This is a genomic window from Cohnella sp. 56 (assembly GCF_037963805.1).
Taxonomy (GTDB): domain Bacteria; phylum Bacillota; class Bacilli; order Paenibacillales; family Paenibacillaceae; genus Cohnella.
In genome coordinates this window covers 22,311-40,689 of the sequence record NZ_JAZDQE010000006.1, presented here as the reverse complement: position 1 = coordinate 40,689, position 18,379 = coordinate 22,311, and the positions used below count along the sequence as shown (strand labels likewise).

11 protein-coding genes are annotated in these 18,379 nt (G+C 60.7%); 10 read left to right on the top strand and 1 reads right to left on the bottom strand.

What is annotated here, in order from left to right; all coding sequences use genetic code 11:
• Positions 1 to 23 precede the first annotated feature (23 nt).
• Positions 24 to 1,916 (bottom strand): glycoside hydrolase family 36 protein, encoded by a 1,893-nt coding sequence (locus VQ071_RS12820; RefSeq protein ID WP_340514400.1) that lies wholly within the window; start codon positions 1,914 to 1,916, stop codon positions 24 to 26.
• 213 nt (positions 1,917 to 2,129) lie between these two features.
• On the opposite strand from VQ071_RS12820, the gene VQ071_RS12815 reads away from it, so the two are divergent.
• The 10 genes from VQ071_RS12815 (at position 2,130) to VQ071_RS12770 (ending at position 18,344) form a co-directional block, all read left to right on the top strand.
• Positions 2,130 to 3,626 carry an ABC transporter substrate-binding protein gene (locus VQ071_RS12815; protein ID WP_340514399.1) on the top strand — a complete coding sequence of 499 codons (1,497 nt, stop codon included), beginning with the start codon at positions 2,130 to 2,132 and terminating at the stop codon, positions 3,624 to 3,626.
• Positions 3,627 to 3,842: 216 nt separating this feature from the next.
• Positions 3,843 to 4,760, top strand: coding sequence for an ABC transporter permease (locus VQ071_RS12810; protein ID WP_340514398.1), 918 nt, complete (start codon positions 3,843 to 3,845; stop codon positions 4,758 to 4,760).
• A 12-nt stretch (positions 4,761 to 4,772) separates the two neighbouring features.
• Complete coding sequence (locus VQ071_RS12805; protein WP_340514397.1) at positions 4,773 to 5,666, top strand: carbohydrate ABC transporter permease; 894 nt, start codon at positions 4,773 to 4,775, stop codon at positions 5,664 to 5,666.
• A 128-nt stretch (positions 5,667 to 5,794) separates the two neighbouring features.
• Positions 5,795 to 7,348, top strand: coding sequence for an ABC transporter substrate-binding protein (locus tag VQ071_RS12800; protein ID WP_340514396.1), 1,554 nt, complete (start codon positions 5,795 to 5,797; stop codon positions 7,346 to 7,348).
• A gap of 94 nt (positions 7,349 to 7,442) precedes the next feature.
• Positions 7,443 to 8,429 (top strand): hydroxyacid dehydrogenase, encoded by a 987-nt coding sequence (locus tag VQ071_RS12795; RefSeq protein ID WP_340514395.1) that lies wholly within the window; start codon positions 7,443 to 7,445, stop codon positions 8,427 to 8,429.
• 30 nt (positions 8,430 to 8,459) lie between these two features.
• A complete protein-coding gene (locus VQ071_RS12790) occupies positions 8,460 to 9,410 on the top strand; it encodes a carbon-nitrogen hydrolase family protein (protein ID WP_340514394.1) in 951 nt (316 codons plus the stop codon).
• Positions 9,411 to 9,456: 46 nt separating this feature from the next.
• Positions 9,457 to 10,380 (top strand): Gfo/Idh/MocA family oxidoreductase, encoded by a 924-nt coding sequence (locus tag VQ071_RS12785; RefSeq protein ID WP_340514393.1) that lies wholly within the window; start codon positions 9,457 to 9,459, stop codon positions 10,378 to 10,380.
• The gene (locus tag VQ071_RS12780; protein WP_340514392.1) at positions 10,377 to 11,672 is read left to right on the top strand and encodes a hypothetical protein; all 1,296 of its coding nucleotides are present in this window, start codon (positions 10,377 to 10,379) and stop codon (positions 11,670 to 11,672) included. The genes VQ071_RS12785 and VQ071_RS12780 overlap by 4 nt, the downstream gene beginning before the upstream one ends.
• Positions 11,673 to 11,795: 123 nt before the next feature.
• Complete coding sequence (locus VQ071_RS12775) at positions 11,796 to 14,147, top strand: AraC family transcriptional regulator (protein WP_340514391.1); 2,352 nt, start codon at positions 11,796 to 11,798, stop codon at positions 14,145 to 14,147.
• A gap of 141 nt (positions 14,148 to 14,288) precedes the next feature.
• Complete coding sequence (locus tag VQ071_RS12770; RefSeq protein ID WP_340514390.1) at positions 14,289 to 18,344, top strand: S-layer homology domain-containing protein; 4,056 nt, start codon at positions 14,289 to 14,291, stop codon at positions 18,342 to 18,344.
• Positions 18,345 to 18,379 lie beyond the last annotated feature (35 nt).

Genomic DNA, 18,379 nt, shown 5'->3' with positions numbered 1-18,379 from the left:
ACAGCTACAGAGCGGATTCGGCGTCAGCGCTCGATCCACCAGGCCAGCGCGCTTCTGGGCGCCAGCTCCGCCTCTCCGGAGGGCGGGGCCGGCACGGCTTCGCCGGTCCAGAATGCCGTCCATGCGTTGTCCGGCGCGAGATAGGCTGCGGGAATCCTCTGCGTCCGGTAGTCGTCGCCGAGGTTGAACAGCACGAGCAGCGTGCGTCCGCTGCCCGGCTCGCCGCTCTCTGCCGCGACGACCGGCAGGTCTTCGCCGTCCGGCTCGAACAGATTCAGCGGGACGCCGCGCCGAACGGGAGGCTGCCGCAGCAGGCCGGCGAGCAGCTCGATGCCTGCGGCGTTGAGCTTGGCGAGCGCGTCCCCCAGGAGCAGATCGCCGCCGCTCGCATAGCAGGCGAGGAGCAGCGTCTTGGCCTCCTCGAGGTTCATCTCTCTGCCGGCCGCCCAATTCCCGCCCAAGCCCCAAGGGTTGTGGGCCAGGCGCCGGTTGAGCTGCCGGTCGTCCGTCGTCTCGCGGCTGCGGACGATGGGAGAGTCGGGATCTACGTTGCCGACCGCCCCGTGCATCCACCATCTCGCCTGCATGGAGCGGATGTTCTGCCGAATATGGCTCCAATAGTTGTGAATGTCGCCCGTCGTGCGGTGAGCGTCGGCGATGCCGACGACGGCTTCGTAGGGGGCGCCGCAGGCAAGCAGATAGGCGTCGTCCCCGATCTCCTCCCGGATGATCCCGAACAGCCGCCGGATCATGCCGGCATGCGACATGCTGTGATCATGGAAGGTCGAAGCGCCGAGCAGCAGCTGGGCGAAGTCGCATTTGAAATACGTAAATCCGGCTGCGCGCAAACGCGCGTACGTCTCTCGTATGTGCGTCACGACGTCCGGATGCGTAATATCAAGCTGGACCATGGCGCCGTACCCTGCGTTTTCGGCGAACGGATTGCCCTTCTCGTCGCCGACGAACCAGTCGGGATGGTCGCGGAACAAAGGGGTATAGACGCTGACCATGAGCGGCGCCGTCCAGATGCCGGGCTCGTAGCCTTCGGAGCGGACCTGCGCGCAGAACGCCGCCAGCCCTTGCGGGAATTTCCAGCCGGCCTCCCAGACGCCCCACTGGCATTCGTATCCTTCGTCGATTACGATGTACTGCATCGTATCGCCGAATCGCTGCCTTGCCTCCGACGCATTGGCGAGCATGTCCTCGGCACGGACGGCGCCGGCGTAGTAGTCCCAGCTGTTCCAGCCCGTGACCCGGTCGGCGCGGGGGCGGAATGCCGCATCGGTCAGACGCTTGCGGATCAGCTCCGCGTATTGCGTCAGCAGCTGGTTGCCGCCCTGGCCATGCAGGACGACCAGATGCGCCAGGACGACCTCCTCCTGCGCAGCGATCGTGCGGGGCGACTGAAGATGGAAGCCGTACCCGATATTGCCGTCGCGATGAGGCAGCTCATGCAGAATCGTGATATTGACGAAGCAATCGCCGTACGGCGGCACCGCGCCCAGCAGGATGCCGGCGCCGGTCCGGCGGTGGCTGAGCACGCTCACCATGCCGGAGGGTTCGGCCGGAGGGGACCAGGCCACCGGCCGATGAACCGGGCGAACGCCGGACAGTCCGGAGAAGTCCCGCGTGTGGTGAAGCTGGACGTACTCCCGCGCATCGAGTCTATCTCCCAAGCTAGAAGCGGGCCACTCCAGACGGATCTCGCGCAGCGTCAGCGTGTTCGGGCTATCGTTGCGGATGGAGACCGCCAGCGCCTCGGGATCTGCGGTCGAGCACAGGCTCACCGTGAGCGTATCTGCCCGGAACGCCGCATCTCCGCCCGGCGTCTGCCTGGAGAAGGCGCCTTGCAGTACACGGTTCGATAATCGTGCACTAACAGTTGCCGTCCGCAGCGGCGGCGGATCGAATCGCATGGTTGAATCCTCCTTGTGGACGGCGGCATGCGCTGAACGCAGCGCGCCGCGTGATCGTTCGAAGCAAGCATACCAGACCGTTCCTGTCGTCGAAGCACGCCATATTGTACTTTTGTATGTTCAACGGAGCGGCCGAATTGCTATATTTATAAATAAGTGAACAAACCGTATATACGGCAGGGGACAAAGCGGTGGCGAGGGGGGCGATTGGTCTTGTACAAGGCGATCAAAGGGGAAACTTGGAAGCGGGTGGCGCAGGCGATCATCGTCTGCTCGCTGTCCGCCGTGAGCTTGAGCGGCTGCACGGGAACCGGCTCCCCGCGGGAAGCGGAGCCCGGAGCCGCCGGGGGCAAGCTGCCGCCGGTCGAACTCGTATGGTATTACCCGCAGTACAAGGCCAATCCCGACCAACGGCTCGTGAACGACGCAGTCAACGAGATTACCCGGTCCAAGCTGAACGCGACCGTCGATCTGCGGCCGATCGAGTTTGCCAATTACGAGCAGAAGCTGAACACCATCGTCGCCTCCGGCGAGCGGATGGATATCATCTGGACGTCCAACTGGCTGTTCAATTGGACGACGAACGCCAAAAAAGGCGTGTTCCGCCCGCTCGACGATCTGCTCGCCCAATACGGCGGGCAGCTGCTCGCGAACATGGACGAGAAGTACTGGAACGGCGGCAAGCTGGGCGGACAGCTGTACGCGATCCCGAACTATCAGATCTCCGCCATGCGTCCGAGCCTCGTCATTCAGCAGCGGTTCATCGAAAAATACAGGCTCGACATTTCCAAGATCAAGCGAATCGAAGACATCGAGCCCTTCCTGAAGCAGATCAAGGAGGGGGAGCGGGAGATCGTCCCCTTCGGCACAACCCGAGGCTTCTATACGAACCTGCTCTACGGGATCGACTGGCATGTGCCGGTGTACCGGAACGACTCGACGCCGACAGTGCTCCCGGACGTCACGGCGGAGATGCGGACGAACTTCGCGCTCATGCACGACTGGTATATGAAGGGCTATATTAATGAAGACGCAGCTACGCTCAAGGATGCGGCGGACGCCTATAATAAAGGAAACGCGGCGGTATGGTTCGATATTACGGGCAAGCCGGGCTCGGAGGTCGAGTTCAAAGCCGGGGACGGCGGCTACGACGTGCAGCTGGTACCGCTGACCGGGTCGGCGTTCGTCGGCGCGGGCAGCTCGATGAATGCGATCGGCCGGACGTCGGTCGACCCCGAGCGGGCGCTCATGCTGCTGGCGCTCGTCAATACGGACAAAGAGCTGTACAACCTGCTCGTGTACGGCATCGAGGGCAAGCATTATACGAGAACGGCCGGCAACTTCATCCGGGTGAATTCGGATGGCGGCTACGTGACGAACACGGATTGGGTGTTCGGCGACATTCGGAACGAATATTTGCCGGAGGGGTCTCCGCCCGGTAAGATCGAGCAGACGATACGGGCGAACGAGGAAGCGGTCGTATCCGCGTTCGAGGGGTTCGAGTTCGACGAGGACCCGGTCAAGACGGAGATCGCCAACGTCCGGGCCGTCAACGAGGAGTATTATCCCGCCCTGGCTACGGGCACGATCGATCCGGTGCGATTCCTGCCGGAGTACGAGGAGAAGCTGGCCAAGGCGGGCAGCGGCATTATCGTCCAGGAGAAGCAGAGGCAGCTGGATGCATGGCTCAGGGCAAACGGCAGCCAATAACAGGACCGCGAACGACGAGATTTCCCCGTCGCTTTCGCGGCCTTTTTTTGTTTTCCCGCCGTCCACGCCGAATCGGGCAGAAAAAAGCAAATCGCGCACTTCGGCGGAGAGTAAAGTACGATTTCTTCACTTTTCCCGGCCCCGGATCGGCGATATCGTCAAGGCATGAGCCAGAGCAAGACGCAAATCCAAGCAGCAAGGAGGACACCGGCCGATATGAAACGCGGCAAAGTTTTCAAATTCGTGAACCGAAATATCGAGTTGTTTCTTTTTTCGCTACCCGCGATCATTTACATCTTCGTCCTCTCGTACCTCCCGATGTTCGGCGTAATTATTGCCTTCAAAAATTACGTGTACGACAAGGGGATTCTGGGCAGCGAGTGGGTCGGCTTCAAAAACTTCCGCTTTCTATTCGAGAGCGACAACGCCTACCGGATCACGAGGAATACGGTGCTGTACAACCTGGGCTACATGTTTATGACAACCATCTGCTCCCTCCTGGTCGCCATATTGCTTCATGAAGTCGCCAAAAAATGGCTGAAGCTGTACCAGACCGCGATGATCCTGCCTTTCTTCCTGTCCTGGGTCGTCGTCAGCTACATCACGATGGCATTTCTCGATCACCAGAACGGCTTCCTGAACGGCTGGCTGGAGGGCATGGGCTTCGAACGGGTCCAGTGGTACTTCAAAGCCAGCGTTTGGCCTTACATTTTGAATGCGGTCCATCTATGGAAGGCGCTCGGCTTCTCGGCGCTCGTCTACTTTGCGGGCATTCTCGGCATCGACGCGGAGCTGTACGAGGCGGCGAAGATCGACGGAGCCAAGCGGTGGCAGATGGTTACGAACGTCACGATCCCGCAGCTGACGCCGCTCATCATCATCCTGCTTATCATGAGCATCGGCAATATGTTCCGCGGCGACTTCGGCCTCCACTACTTCATCCCGAACAACAACGGCATGATATACGCCACGACGGACATTATCGATACCTACATCTATCGGGCGCTGAGCGAGCTCGGAGACGTCAGCATGGCTTCCGCCGTCGGCCTCTATCAATCGTTCGTCGGACTCGTGCTCGTCGTGCTCGCGAACTATACGGTCCGCAAAATCAACGAAGAAAATTCCTTGTTTTAAGGGGGCTCCACCGTGACCGCCACATCGAAGTTCAAGTTGTCCACTGTCATTATCCATCTTGTCTTTATTCTGATCACGCTCAGCATGCTCGTGCCCCTGGCACTCGTCATCGTCGTGTCGCTGACGGATGAAAATTCGATTTTGCACAACGGCTTCCGCATGATACCGGATAAATTCACCTTTTCGGCTTACGAATATTTCTTCAAGACGCCGGATGCGATTTTGCGCGCCTACGGCGTGACGATCTTCGTCAGCGTCGTAGGCACGGTGCTCAGCCTGATTCTGACGGCCAGCATGGGCTACACGCTGTCGAGAAGAGACTACGGCCTGGTGCGGCCGACTTCCTTCTACGTGTTCTTCACGATGCTGTTCGGCGGCGGGCTCGTCCCGTTCTACATCCTGATGACACAGTACCTGCACCTGAAGGATACGATCTGGGCGCTTATCGTACCGGGGATGCTGAGCCCGTTCTATGTCCTGATCATGAAGGGCTTCATGTCCAAAATTCCGTTCGAGGTCATCGAATCCGCCAAGGTGGAGGGTGCGCGGGAATGGCGGATCTTCGTGCAGCTGGTGCTGCCGCTGTCCAAGCCGGCGCTCGCGACGCTGGGACTGTTCATCATGTTCAACTATTGGAACGAATGGTTCAACGCGCTGCTGTTCATCGACAACGAGAAGCTGGTTCCGTTGCAGCTGCTGCTCGTGCGGACGATGAACTCGCTCGACTTTATTACCTCAAGGCCCGAATTTGCGACGGTCATGGCCAACTTCAACCTGGCGAACTTCCCGAAGACGTCGGCCAAGTTCGCGATTGCCATCATGTCGGCGGGGCCGATGCTGCTCGTATTCCCGTTTTTCCAGCGCTTTTTCGTCAAGGGGCTGACGGTCGGGGCGATCAAAGGCTGAGCAAGCGGATTCATCCGGATACACGATTAGAGGCGCGCGGGAAGGGCGGTGAAGGCGGTACGGTTATGCGGCGGCCTTTCATTTATCGATAGGCATCATCATCCAAACATTTCTCGGGAGGGTTTACGTTGAAAAAAACAAACAGCGGCAAATTCAAATTCCGGACTACGCTCCTCACGTCGATCTCGCTGGCTGCAGCGCTCACGGCGGCAGGCTGCGGCAACTCCAACAACAATAACGACGCTTCGCCCAGCCCGTCCGCAGCCCCGTCGGGCAGCGCCGGCACTTCGGCTTCCGCCAGCGCAGCTCCGTCGGCGAGCAGCGAGCTTGACCCTGTAGAGCTGACCTGGTACTACCCGCAAAACGCGGCGAACGCCGATCTTCAGCTTGTCAACGACGCGGTCAACAAGATTACGAAGGAAAAGATCAACGCAACGATCAAGCTGATGCCGATCGACTTCGGCACATACGAGCAAAAGATGAACACGATGACCGCCGCAGGCGAGAAGATGGACATTATCTGGACGTCCAACTGGCTGTTCAAGTTCGATACGAACCAGAAGAAGGGCGTATTCCAGCCGCTCGACGATCTGCTGAAGACGCATGGCCAGAAGCTGTACGATTCGCTGGAGAAAAAGTTCTGGGATGACGCCTCGCTGCAAGGCACGATCTACGCCGTACCGAACTTCCAATTTTCCGCTCAACGGGCGGGCCTCGTCATTCAGAAGCGGTTCGTCGACAAGTACAACCTGGACATCGGCACAATCAAAAAGATGGAAGATATCGAGCCGTTCCTGAAGCAGGTCAAGGAAGGCGAGCCGGGCATCACGCCGTTCGGCACGACGAGGGGCTTCTACACGGCCCTGCTGTACGGCATCGACACGAAGGTGCCGGTCTACGTTAACGATTCGACGAACACCGTGCTCCCCGATGTGACCGAGGAAATGAAGCAAAACTATGCACTCGCGCATTCGTGGTATACGAAGGGCTATATCAACCAGGACGCCGCGACGCTCAAGTCCGCCGCCGACGCGTACAACAAAGGAACGACAGCCGTCTGGTTCGACTGGACGGGCAAGCCGGGCTCCGAGGTCGAGTTCAAAGCTGCCGACGGCGGGTACGACGTCGTGCTCGTGCCGCTCGGAGAGCCTGTCTTCACGGGGGCGTCCAGCACGCTGAACGCGATCAGCCGCACGTCCAAAAATCCGGAGCGCGCGATGATGTTCCTCGAGCTGGTCAACACCGACAAGGAGCTGTACAACACGCTCGTCTATGGCATCGAGGGCAAGCACTTCGAGAAGACGACGGGCAACTTCATCAAGATCAATCAGGATGCCGGCTACTTCACGAACACGGACTGGATCTTCGGCAACATCACCAACGAGTACCTGCCCGAAGGCGCCCCGGCCGACAAGATCGAACAGACGCTCAAGATGAACAACGAGGCGCGTGTATCGAAGTACAACGGCTTCGTATTCAACTCCGAGCCGGTCAAGACGGAGATTGCCAACGTGAACGCGGTGAACGAGGAATATGCGGCTTCGCTGGGCACCGGCACGCTCGATCCGGCCAAGTATCTGCCGATCTACGAAGAGAAGCTGAAGAAGGCGGGCTCGGAGACGATCCGCGCGGAGAAGCAGAAGCAGCTGAACGAATGGCTGGCGGCGAACGGCAAGCAGTAAGCTGGACGACAAAATCGAATTGAAACGCCAACGCGGGAAAATAGACCGGGGTCCGTCCCCGGCTATTTTCTTCGCGGTACGGGAGGTCAAGCAGATGAAAATCGCGCTGCTGCAAGGCAAGGAACAGCGGGAGAAAGTATTTAAGCCGCATCATCTCGACCGGCTGCGGAAGCTGGGCGACGTCGTCCTGAACGAGACGGCCGGCGATCCGTCGGAGGCGCTGCTCGCAGAGGTCATCCGGGACGCCGATATCGCGATCACGTCCTGGGGCTGCGGCCAGCTGACCGCGCGCGTGCTGGATGCCGCGCCGAATCTGCAGCTGGTGCTGCATGCCGCGGGTACCGTGAAGCCGATCGTCACGCCCGAGATCTGGGCGAGAGGGATCCGGGTATCGAACGCGACGGCGGCGCTGGGCAAGGGCGTGGCGGAGACGGCCCTCGGCTTCACGATCGTGTCGCTGAAGGATATGTGGCGGCTCTCCCGCGACACCCGGGAAGGCGGCTGGGGCGACGGGGCGAACGTCCGCGAGGTGTACGACGTCACGATCGGGGTCGTCGGAGCGGGCCGAGCCGGCTCGCACTACATCAAGCTGCTGCGCCAATTCGACGTGGACATCGTGCTGTACGATCCGTTCGTCAGCGAGGCTCAGGCGAGGGAGATGGGCGCGCGCAAGGCGGAGCTGGACGAGCTGCTCGCGCAGAGCGACGCGATCTCGATTCATCTGCCGTCGCTGCCCGAGACGCAGCATATGTTCAACCGGGACCGGTTCGCGCGCATGAAGGACGACTGCGTCCTCATCAATACGGCCCGCGGCTCGGTCATCGACGAGGACGCGCTGGCCGAGGAGCTTCGCAAGGGCCGCTTTTTCGCCTGCCTGGACGTGACCGAGCCCGAGCCGCCCCGCGCGGATCATCCATTCCGCGGACTGCCGAACGTCGTGCTCACGCCGCATATCGCGGGCGCCGTCAACAACGGCCTGCAGCGGATCGCGCAGGCGGTCGTCCTGGAAGCGGAGGCGTTCATGGACGGGGAGCCGCTTGGCGGCGAAGTGCGGGCCGACCAGCTGCATCTGCTGGCTTGAACGCGAAGGGAGAAGGGAGCGTAAAGCGCTGTGGCGAATCACGTTAAAATCAGCTGTCTCGGCCCGAGGCCGCTCGCCGTGCCGGCGGATGTCTCCGACGAGGAAGCGATCGCGCGCATGATCCGGCACTGGCAGGCGCAGCTGGATCAGGTGCTGCCGGACCGGCCGGACCTGATCGTCCTGCCGGAAGCCTGCGACAGGCCGGACCCGCTGAGCTTCCCGCTCGCCCGCCGCCTCGACTACTATCGCGCACGCAAGAACCGGATGCGCGATTTCTTCGCGGATGTCGCGAAGCGGCACGGCTGCTACATCGTCTATCCGGCGCATACCGAGGCCGCGGACGGCTCATGGCGCAACGCCATGCAGCTGACCGACCGAGCGGGCGTGGTGACGGGCGCCTATCATAAGAATCACCTCGTCCCCGACGAATACGAGGTTGCGAACATTTTGTACGGCCGGGACGCGCCCGTATTCGAATGCGACTTCGGCCGGGTGGCGGCGGCGATCTGCTACGACCTGAACTTTGAAGAGCTGCTGCGGCGATATGCCGCGCAGAAGCCCGATCTGATCGTCTTCCCGTCGATGTATCACGGCGGGCTTATGCAGAGCTACTGGGCCTACGCGTGCCGCTCTTACTTTGCTGGCGCGGTCGCTGGAGCGCCCTGCACGATCGTGACGCCGCTCGGGGAGGTCGCGGCCAGCAGCACGAACTACTATTCCTTTATTACGGCCAGCGTCAATCTCGACTGCGTCGTCCTTCATATCGACGAGAACGGCGCCAAGTTCCCGGACATCAAGCGCAAGTACGGCCCCGCAGTCTCCATCCACGATCCGGGCTATCTCGGGTGCGTGCTGCTGACGAGCGAATCGGAGCGCTTCACGGCGGACGATATCGTGGCGGAGTTCGGACTGGAGCGGCTCGACGATTACTTCGAGCGGGCGGACCGGTCCAGGCATGCGCCCGGACGGATGGCGCCGTGACGATGAGGCAGACATAGGGCAGCGGCAGGCAGAGGAGGCATATGCATTGAAAATCGGAATCGTCGATCTGGATACGTCCCACCCGAACGCGTGGGTGCCGATCCTGAAGGAGATGGGGCATGAGGTGACGGCCGTATACGACGGCGGCACGGTGCATGACGCAGGAGAGGCCGAGCGGTTCGCCGGCAAGCACGGCATCGAGGCGGTCTGCGAAGATCTGTCGGATATGGCGCGGCGGGTCGATGCCGCGGTCGTTCATAGCGTGAACTGGGATCTGCATGTCGAGCGGGCGCGCCCGTTCGCCGAAGCCGGCAAGGCGATCCTGATCGACAAGCCGATGGCGGGCAGCGCGCGCGACATCCGGCAGCTGCTCGACTGGGCGCGCGGCGGCGTCCGCATCGCCGGCGGCTCCGCGCTGCGCTTCTGCGAGGAGGCCGCGGCATGGCGCGAGGCGCGCGATCCGCAGGATCGGGTCGTCACCGCGCTGGCCGGCTGCTCCGTCGACGACTTCAACTACGGCATTCACGCCTACAGCCTGATGCTGGCGATCATGGGACCGGGACTGGCAAGCGTCAGGTCCGCCGGGGTCCATATCCAGCATCAGGTCGAGCTTGTCTGGCGGGACGGCCGCAGAGGGTTTCTCAGCGTCGGCGCTACAGCGGGCTACCTGCCTTTCTATGCGACGGTCGCCTCGGAGCGCGAGGTTCGGCATCTCCAGGTCGATCCGGACAGGCTGTACCGTACGTTCCTCGCGGCCACGCTGCCGTATCTGGCAGGCGAAGCCGCTGCCGTCCCCCCGCTGGCCCAGCTGCTCGAGGCGGAGCTGGCGGCGCTCGCCGCGAGAATCTCCCTGCTCGAGGGCGGGCGCGCGGTCTCGCTCGAAGAAGCGGCCGCCGCGCCCGGTCCGGGCTGCGACGGGGCGGACTTCGCCGTTCAATATCGGATGAAGGCGAGAGGGCAGACGCGATGATCACCATCAGCAACACGAGCGTGCGCACCCAACGCGAGCCGCTCGCGGCGCCGTTCGGCTTCAAGGGCGGCTACGTCGACGAGCTGTGGCAGTCCGTCGTCTGCCTGCAGGACGACATCGGCAACAGGGGGACCGGACTGGGCGTCCAGAGCGTGCTGTGGTCCGGACCCGAGGTGCATGCCCGGTGGGGGCATGAGCGGGGCAACGCGTTCATGCAGGCGATCACCGCGCATGCGCTGGAGGCGGCCGTGGGCGTGTCCTTCGGGACGCCGCTCGATCTGCTGGACGGCCTGACCGGCGAGACGCTCGCCTATGCGGACCGGGAATGGGGCGGCGGGCGGCTCCGCGCGACGTTCGCGCTGAACGCGCTCGTGCCCGTCGACCATGCAGCCTGGGCGCTGCTCGGCCGACGGCGTCCGGACGCTTCCTTTTACGAGCTGATCCCGGCAGCCTATCGCTCCGCCCTGACGGCCCGTCACGATCGGCTGGCCTGCACGCCTGTCGTCTCCTACGGCATGACGGCGGCGGACGTCGAGGCGCTCTTGGACGAAGGCTACTTCGTCCTGAAGATCAAGCTCGGCTCCGATCCGGACGGCGACGGCGATCCGGACAAGATGCTGGCTTGGGATATCCGGCGGCTCGAGGAGGTCCACCGGCTCGCGGAGCGCCGCGACTGCCCGCATACCGGGAGCGGGAGAATCGCCTATTACCTGGATATCAACGGCCGCTACGGCAGCAAGGAGCCGCTGCTGCGGCTGATCGAGGCCGCGGATCGGATGAACGCGCTCGATCGCATACTGGTCGTGGAGGAGCCGTTCCCCGAGCATGTGGATGCGAGCGTGGCGGACCTGCCGGTCCGGATGGCCGCCGACGAGAGCGTGCACGACGAGGGGGACGCGCTGGCGCGCATCCAGATGGGCTACGGGGCGATCGCGCTCAAGCCCGTCGCCAAGACGATGAGCATGAGCCTGCGGATCGTCCGGGTGGCGGCCGCCTCCGGGATTTCGTGCTTCTGCGCGGATCTGACGGCCAGCCCCGTCATGGTCGATTGGAACAAGAACCTGGCCGCGCGTCTCCCGCCGCTCCCCGGACTGACGATGGGACTGATCGAATCGAACGGCGGGCAGAACTACCGGCATTGGGGAGCGATGAAGCGCCGCCATCCGGTGCCGGACGGCGATTGGACCGATGTCGCAGCGGGACAGTTCCGGCTGACCGCGGACTTTTACGCGCGCAGCGGGGGCGCACTCGACGGCAGCGATTATTATGCGTCGCTGTGCGAGCTGGATTAGCAATCATTTCAATCACTGTCAAAATGAAGTTTTCAAAGCTGTCTTTAATGGAGGAAAGTGCGGATTTTGCACTTTTCTCTTCGTTTGTATTCCTGTTAAGGTAGAGACGGAGGGGATCAGGCCATGGCTCACTACCTGCGGAAATACAGAGAACGCAAATATTTGATGCGCATCATGCTCTCGATCAATCTGTTGATCGTGGCGTCCATGCTTGCTTCTCTGCTGTCCGCGTACTTGTATTCGCGGAAGATCAGCCTGGACTCCCAGCGGGAAGCCAACGAGAAGGTGCTCTCCCAGATCAACTACAATATTTCCTACATGAACGAGACCGTCAAAAACTTCGCGATCTCCCTTTATTACGATAACGACATGGCGCATCTGCTGTTCAGCCGGGAGCTGGACCGATTCGAGGATACGACGCGGATCAACAAGCTCAACAAGACGATCGCTTACAATTCGTTCATCCATTCCATCGTGTTCTACAACAGCAAGCGGGATACCTACTTCACGAGCGGCGACGATTCGATATCCGACCCCAGGAGCAATCTCATGGATATTACGAAGAGCTATCTGGCGGGAACCAAACCGATCTACAAGATGCAGCTGATGCCGATCGCCTATGCGCCGTTCACCGAGCGCCCGCAAAATACGCAGGAAATTTTCTCGCTGTACATGTACGACTCCATCGAAGCCTACAACAAGACCGACAGCGCGCTCATTATCAATATCAAGCCGGAATGGCTGTTCCAGAAGCTCGAGCTGATGAACGCGAGGTCCGACAATCCGTCCAATCGCATCTTCATTCTGGATCAGAACAAGGAGATTTACAGTCCGGTCGCGCCGGCGGACGAAGGGCTTGCCGAGCTCAAGGACGCGATCTACAAAAAAATCGGGGCCTCGAACCAGGCGGTGTCCCAATTCACCTATAAATTGGACGGTCAGAAACAGATCGTAAACTATATGGCGAACGCGTCGACGAACTGGGTTATCGTGGATATCGAGCCTTTTACGGGCGTGATGGCCCAGATCGAGCAGCTGAAGAAGGTGTTCATTACAGTCGCTGCGATCTCTTTTTGCCTGGCGCTCCTCGCCTCGCTGTTCGTATCCAACAAGCTGTACAATCCGGTCAATGTGCTGCTGAAGCAGACGGAGCGCGTGACCGGCATGAATCTGCTGGAGCGTCCGCAAGGCAAGGACGAGTTCAGCTACGTCACGGATATTTACGACAGTCTGGTCGAGAAGCTGGCATCCGAGCAGACGAGGCAGGCAGGCAACGAAAATATTATTTGTTCCTATCATCTGCGCAAGCTTGTGACCGACAGCACCGCGATTACGGCGGACGAACTGCAATCGTACCGGGAGCGGGGCTACCTCAAGACCGATCTCGCGTGGCCGTTCGTGCTCGGCGTCGTCAAGGTGGACGACTACAAGAAGCTCAAAGGCACCCGGGGATTGGATCTGAAGCTGCTGCAGTTCGCCGTCTCCAACATCGTGCAGGAGGTCGTATCCGAGGTGCTGCCCGTGGACGCGGTAGACCTCCGGGAGGAGCACTTCGTGCTGCTGTTCGATATCGGGCAGCCGGACGAGGAGACGTACGACCGGATCGCGACATCGATGCGCAAGGCGCAGACGATCGTTAACGATCTGTACCATATCACGTTCACTGTGGCGCTCAGCGATCTCGTCCGGTCGCACGGCGAGCTGACCTACAGCTATGAGCAGACGCTCGATTATTTGCAGTACAGAATGAATATCGGCGCGAACGCGGTAATCACGCCGCAGACGGTCCAGGTCAGGCAGGACAATCACGACGCCCAGATCCCGCCGGAGCTCGAGCGCAAGCTGATCGAGGGAATCAAGTCGGGCCGGCAGGAGCAGGTCCATCAGGAGCTCGGACGCATTCGCGAGGTCATCGCCGGCATGAGCTCGGATGCGGTCATCCAGTCGGTCGTCCATGTGGGCATCATCATCAAGCAGACGATCCGCGAGATCAATCAGAACAAAGTATCGCCGCTGACGCTCGACCTGCGCTCCATCGACGGCCTCGTATTTGAAAAGGAGACGCTCGACGAGATTTTCGAAGCTTTCATTCAGATTTTGGATGCGATCTTCGTCGACCACAAGTCCGTCGTCGAGAACAAGGTCCAGGTCATCGTCGATACGATCAAGGATGTCATTCAGTCGAACTACGCCAATACGAACCTCAGCCTGCAGGAGATTTCGGATCTGCTCAAGATGTCGCCGGCGTACGTGGGCCGGATTTTCAAAAAGTACGAGTCGGTGTCCGTGGCCGATTACATCAACGAAGTCCGCCTGCAAAACGCGGTCATGCTGCTCGAAAAAAACAATTGGCAGGTCAACGAGATTTCCGATAAAGTCGGGTTCAGCTCGCAAAGCTACTTTTTCAAATTGTTCAAAAAACGCTTCGGCACGACGCCGAAGGATTACCGGATCAAAAAATCGATGGGCATGTAGATGCAATTCACTAAAAGCCATATCGAGGAGCGCCATAAGGGGGAAAAGTGCAGATTTTGCACTTTTTTTTCTTACCTGTCCTGCTACTGTATGAGATGCGGATTTCCTTGATCCGCCATCTGACAAGAGGAGGTAGGGTTCTTGTACAAGAAACGGAAATCAAAGCTTGTTTCCGGCATGGCGGCATTTATGATTGCATTGTTGATTATCGGGCTGGTGCCCGCGCAGGCGGCCGAGCCTGACGCCACGAACGCGGATCACGACGCGGGAGTGACCATGAATACGCTGAGTGTGACCGGGGCTACATATTACGTTGCGCCCGCGGGCAGCGATACCGCGATCGGATCGGATGCGGCTCCGTTTAAGACCATTGGCAGATGCGCCGAGATCGTGAAGCCGGGCGATACATGCCTGATCGATTCCGGAACGTATCGCGAGACGGTCAGACCGGCCGTCAGCGGCACGAGCGGTCTGCCGATTACGTTCGCGGCCAAGCCGGGCGCGACGGTCGTCGTCAGCGGCACCGAGCAGCTGGGCGGATGGACGCTCGATTCCGGAAGCGTATACGTCGCCGATCTGCCTGCAGGCTTGAACAGTCTGGGCGAGCAGAACCAGCTCTTCATCCGCGACGGCGGCAACGTCACATCGTTATGGGAGGCTAGATGGCCCAATATTGACGACTATACGCTGCCCGAGCTGAAGCAGCATGTAGGGGTGGCGACGGCCGGCTCGGAAACGACGCTGTCCAGCGATCAGCTCACGCAGGCGGACGACTACTGGGTCGGTGCTACGCTGTGGGAGCGGGGCGGCGACGCATATGTCGCGAAGACGACCAAGGTCACCGGCTTTGACGCGGCAACGCATATGCTGACCTATGAGAAGACGGCAGGCAACTTCGACTATATGTGGCCGAAGCTTGGATCGACCTTCTATCTGTCCGGCCTGCGCAGCGAGCTGGACGCGCCGCGCGAATGGTACGTGGATTCGGCTGCACGCAAAGTGTATCTGTGGGCACCGGGCGGCGGGAAGCCGGCCAACGTCGAGATCAAGCAGCGTCTCAAGACGTTCGATCTGAGCGGACGCTCCTATATTCGTCTCGAAGGGCTGCATACGTTCGGCGGCAGCATCCCGATGGACAACGGGGCGAGCTACAATGTACTTGACGGCATCACGGCGGAGTATTTGTACTTCTCGACCGAATCGCACGGCACGTCCGTCGCCCACCAGCTCACGGGCGGCATCAATGTGGCCGGCAACAACAACGAGATCAAGAACAGCGCCATCGGCTACTCGACCGGCACGCTGATCAACATCGACGGCAGCAACAACCGCATCGTGAACAACGTCATTCACGACGGCAGCTACATGGCCGCCTACGACCCGCTCGTCAAGCTGTCGACCGGCGCGACGAACCTGATCAGTCACAACGACATGTACAATTCCGGACGCTACATCCTCTACTGGAACAGGGGAAGCGCGGAGATTCAATACAACGACATCCACGACGGCATGTGGCTGTCCCGCGACGGCGCCCTGATCTACAGCTGGGGCACCGACATGGGCAACAGCGAGATTCATCACAACCTGATTCACGACAGCAAAGGCACGGACATGAGCGTCGGCCTGTACTTCGACAACTTCGCCTCCAACGTCGTCGCCCACCACAATGTTATTTACAACAACAATGTCGGTATCCAGCTCAACACGCCGGGCAATTACCGGCTCATCTACAACAACACGGTCGCGAACAACGACCTCAGCAGCATCGGGTATTGGGGCTCCGCTCCATACGACCAGGAGCTGTACGGCTCCCGCATCTACAACAATATTTTTACGAACAAAGTCGGGATCACAGCGGATGCGGCTAACGGGTTCAACACCGTGTCGGCAAGCGGCGTGAACTTCGTCGATCCGGCGAACCGCAACTTCCGGCTGAGCGCCGGCTCCACCGCGATCAATACGGGCGCCGTCATCGCGGGCATCACGGACGGCTACGTCGGCGCGGCGCCCGACGCGGGCGCTTACGAATTCGGCGGCACGGACTGGACGGCCGGGCCGAACTTCGACAATCCGCCGAATCCGTCGTACACGCAGATCGTCACGCCTTATATGAACCTGATTAAGAATAGCGGGTTCGGCACGTTCGACAACTGGCTCAAGTGGTCGACGGATACGACGACGCTCGAGCAGGTGCCGCGGGCGACCGGGAATGAAGTCTGGCAGAACAGAGGTTATCAATCCAGGCTGAAGCTCGGCAAGGGCGGCGGCGTCGAGCAAAAGATCGACGGTCTTCAGCCTGATACCGACTATAAATTCGTAGCGTGGGTTTACAACGAACCGGGAGAAACGATCATCGTCGGCGTGCTGAACTACGGCGGGGATCCCAAGGACATCTCCACGAAGGAAGAAAAGTATACGCGTATTGAAGTGCCGTTCCGTACTGGGACGGATAATACGAGCGCGCGCGTTCGCATATTTAAAACCGGGGCGGCTACCGGCATCTCCTATGCCGACGACGTGGGGCTATTCGAGACCAAGGCGTTCGACTCCGGCGTGAGCGACACGCTGCTCAAGGAAGTGAAGATCAACCTGCCTGCGGTGCAGGACTCGATCTTCAAGGCAGGCGAGCAAGGCACGATCCCGCTCGTCGGCACGCAGCAGAACGGCGACACAGCGGACCTGTCCGATGCCGATGTCACGTTCACTTCGAGCGACAGCGGCGTCCTTCGCATCGACGATGTGAGCGGCGGTATTGCTTCCTTCACGGCGCTGGCGCCGGGGCAGGTCACGATTGAAGCGATCGCGCTCAAGGACGGCATCACGAAGGCGGCCTCGACGGTCGTCACGGTGTTCCCGGACGGTACGCAATCGCCGATCGGCGATTGGTCGGTACGGACGTACGGAGCGCACAGCCGCGGCTTCGCCACGGTGGCGGATACGACTTATACATTGATCGGCCAAGGCGACAATGTGTGGAATACGTCCGACGACTTCGTGTATCTGAGCAAACCCGTGCATGTGGACGATCCGAATGCGACGGTCACGATGATCGCGACGATCGACTCGCTCGGCGCCGGCGACCCGGCTTCGGTCGGCCTGATGTTCCGGACGCAGGACACGGCGGACGCCAAGCATGTGCACTTCCGCACGGACGGGACCGGCAAGGTGCTGCGCTATGTGTTCCGCAACGAAGAGAGCATCCTCGATGCGCAGAAGCCTGCGGATAAGCAAAAATACTGGGGCTCGCCGACCGGCCTGCTGCTGGACTATCAAGGCAAGAGCATCGACGCGCCTTTCCGGATGAAGCTCGTTAAGCAGGGCAACAACGTCGAAGGCTTCTATATGAAGGATGACGCATGGACATCGATCGGCAGTACGACCGTCGAGTTCCAGGGCGGCGACTTCTTGGCAGGCATCGGCATGTATTCCGGTGCGAACAAGATCCCGGTGAAGGCCGTCGTCTCGAAGCTCGAAGTGACGATTGCCGGCGACACGCCTGATCCGTCGCCGTCACCGTCGCCATCGCCATCGCCTTCACCGTCACCGTCACCATCGCCGTCGCCGTCGCCGTCTCCAATCCCGACACCGACGCCTACGCCTACGGCATCGCCGACGCCGACGCCGTCGCCGCAATCCGGTGCCGCAATCTTTAAGGATGTCGGCGACAAGTACGGCTGGGCGGACGAAGCGATCGGCACGCTTGCAGCCGCCGGCATCGTCCAAGGCACGAGCGAGGCGACGTTCGATCCGGCCAAGCCGATCACGCGCGCGGACTTTATGACGCTGCTCGTGCGCCTGCTCGGTCTCGAAGCGGACGTGGAAGGCGTCGCCGGCTTCGCGGACGTATCGCCGAACGATTATTTCTACAATACGCTCGCGGTCGTGAAGAAGCTGGGCATTACCAACGGCGTGGATGGCACCCACTTCAATCCGAGGCAGCAGATCACTCGCCAGGACATGATGGTCCTGATCGCGAGAGCGCTGGAGGTATCCGGCAAACTCGACTTGTCCGGCCAGCCGACGGATCTGGCTTTGTTCAAGGACGGAGACGCCGTCGCCGGCTACGCGCAGAATGCCGTAGCGGCCATGGTCGGCGCCGGCATCGTTCAGGGCAGCGGCGGACAGCTGAATCCGAAGTCCTCCGCCACGCGGGCCGAGACGGCCGCGATGCTGTATCGCATTTACAAGAAGCTGTAGCCAGTCAAGATAGGACGACTGATAGCTTAAACGCT

Excerpts from the sequence above, each read along its gene's own strand:
- VQ071_RS12780 (WP_340514392.1), top strand. The coding sequence starts at position 10,377 with ATGATCACCATCAGCAACACGAGCGTGCGCACCCAACGCGAGCCGCTC.
- VQ071_RS12775 (WP_340514391.1), top strand. The coding sequence starts at position 11,796 with ATGGCTCACTACCTGCGGAAATACAGAGAACGCAAATATTTGATGCGC.
- VQ071_RS12795 (WP_340514395.1), top strand. The coding sequence starts at position 7,443 with ATGAAAATCGCGCTGCTGCAAGGCAAGGAACAGCGGGAGAAAGTATTT.
- VQ071_RS12810 (WP_340514398.1), top strand. The coding sequence starts at position 3,843 with ATGAAACGCGGCAAAGTTTTCAAATTCGTGAACCGAAATATCGAGTTG.
- VQ071_RS12820 (WP_340514400.1), bottom strand. The coding sequence starts at position 1,916 with ATGCGATTCGATCCGCCGCCGCTGCGGACGGCAACTGTTAGTGCACGA.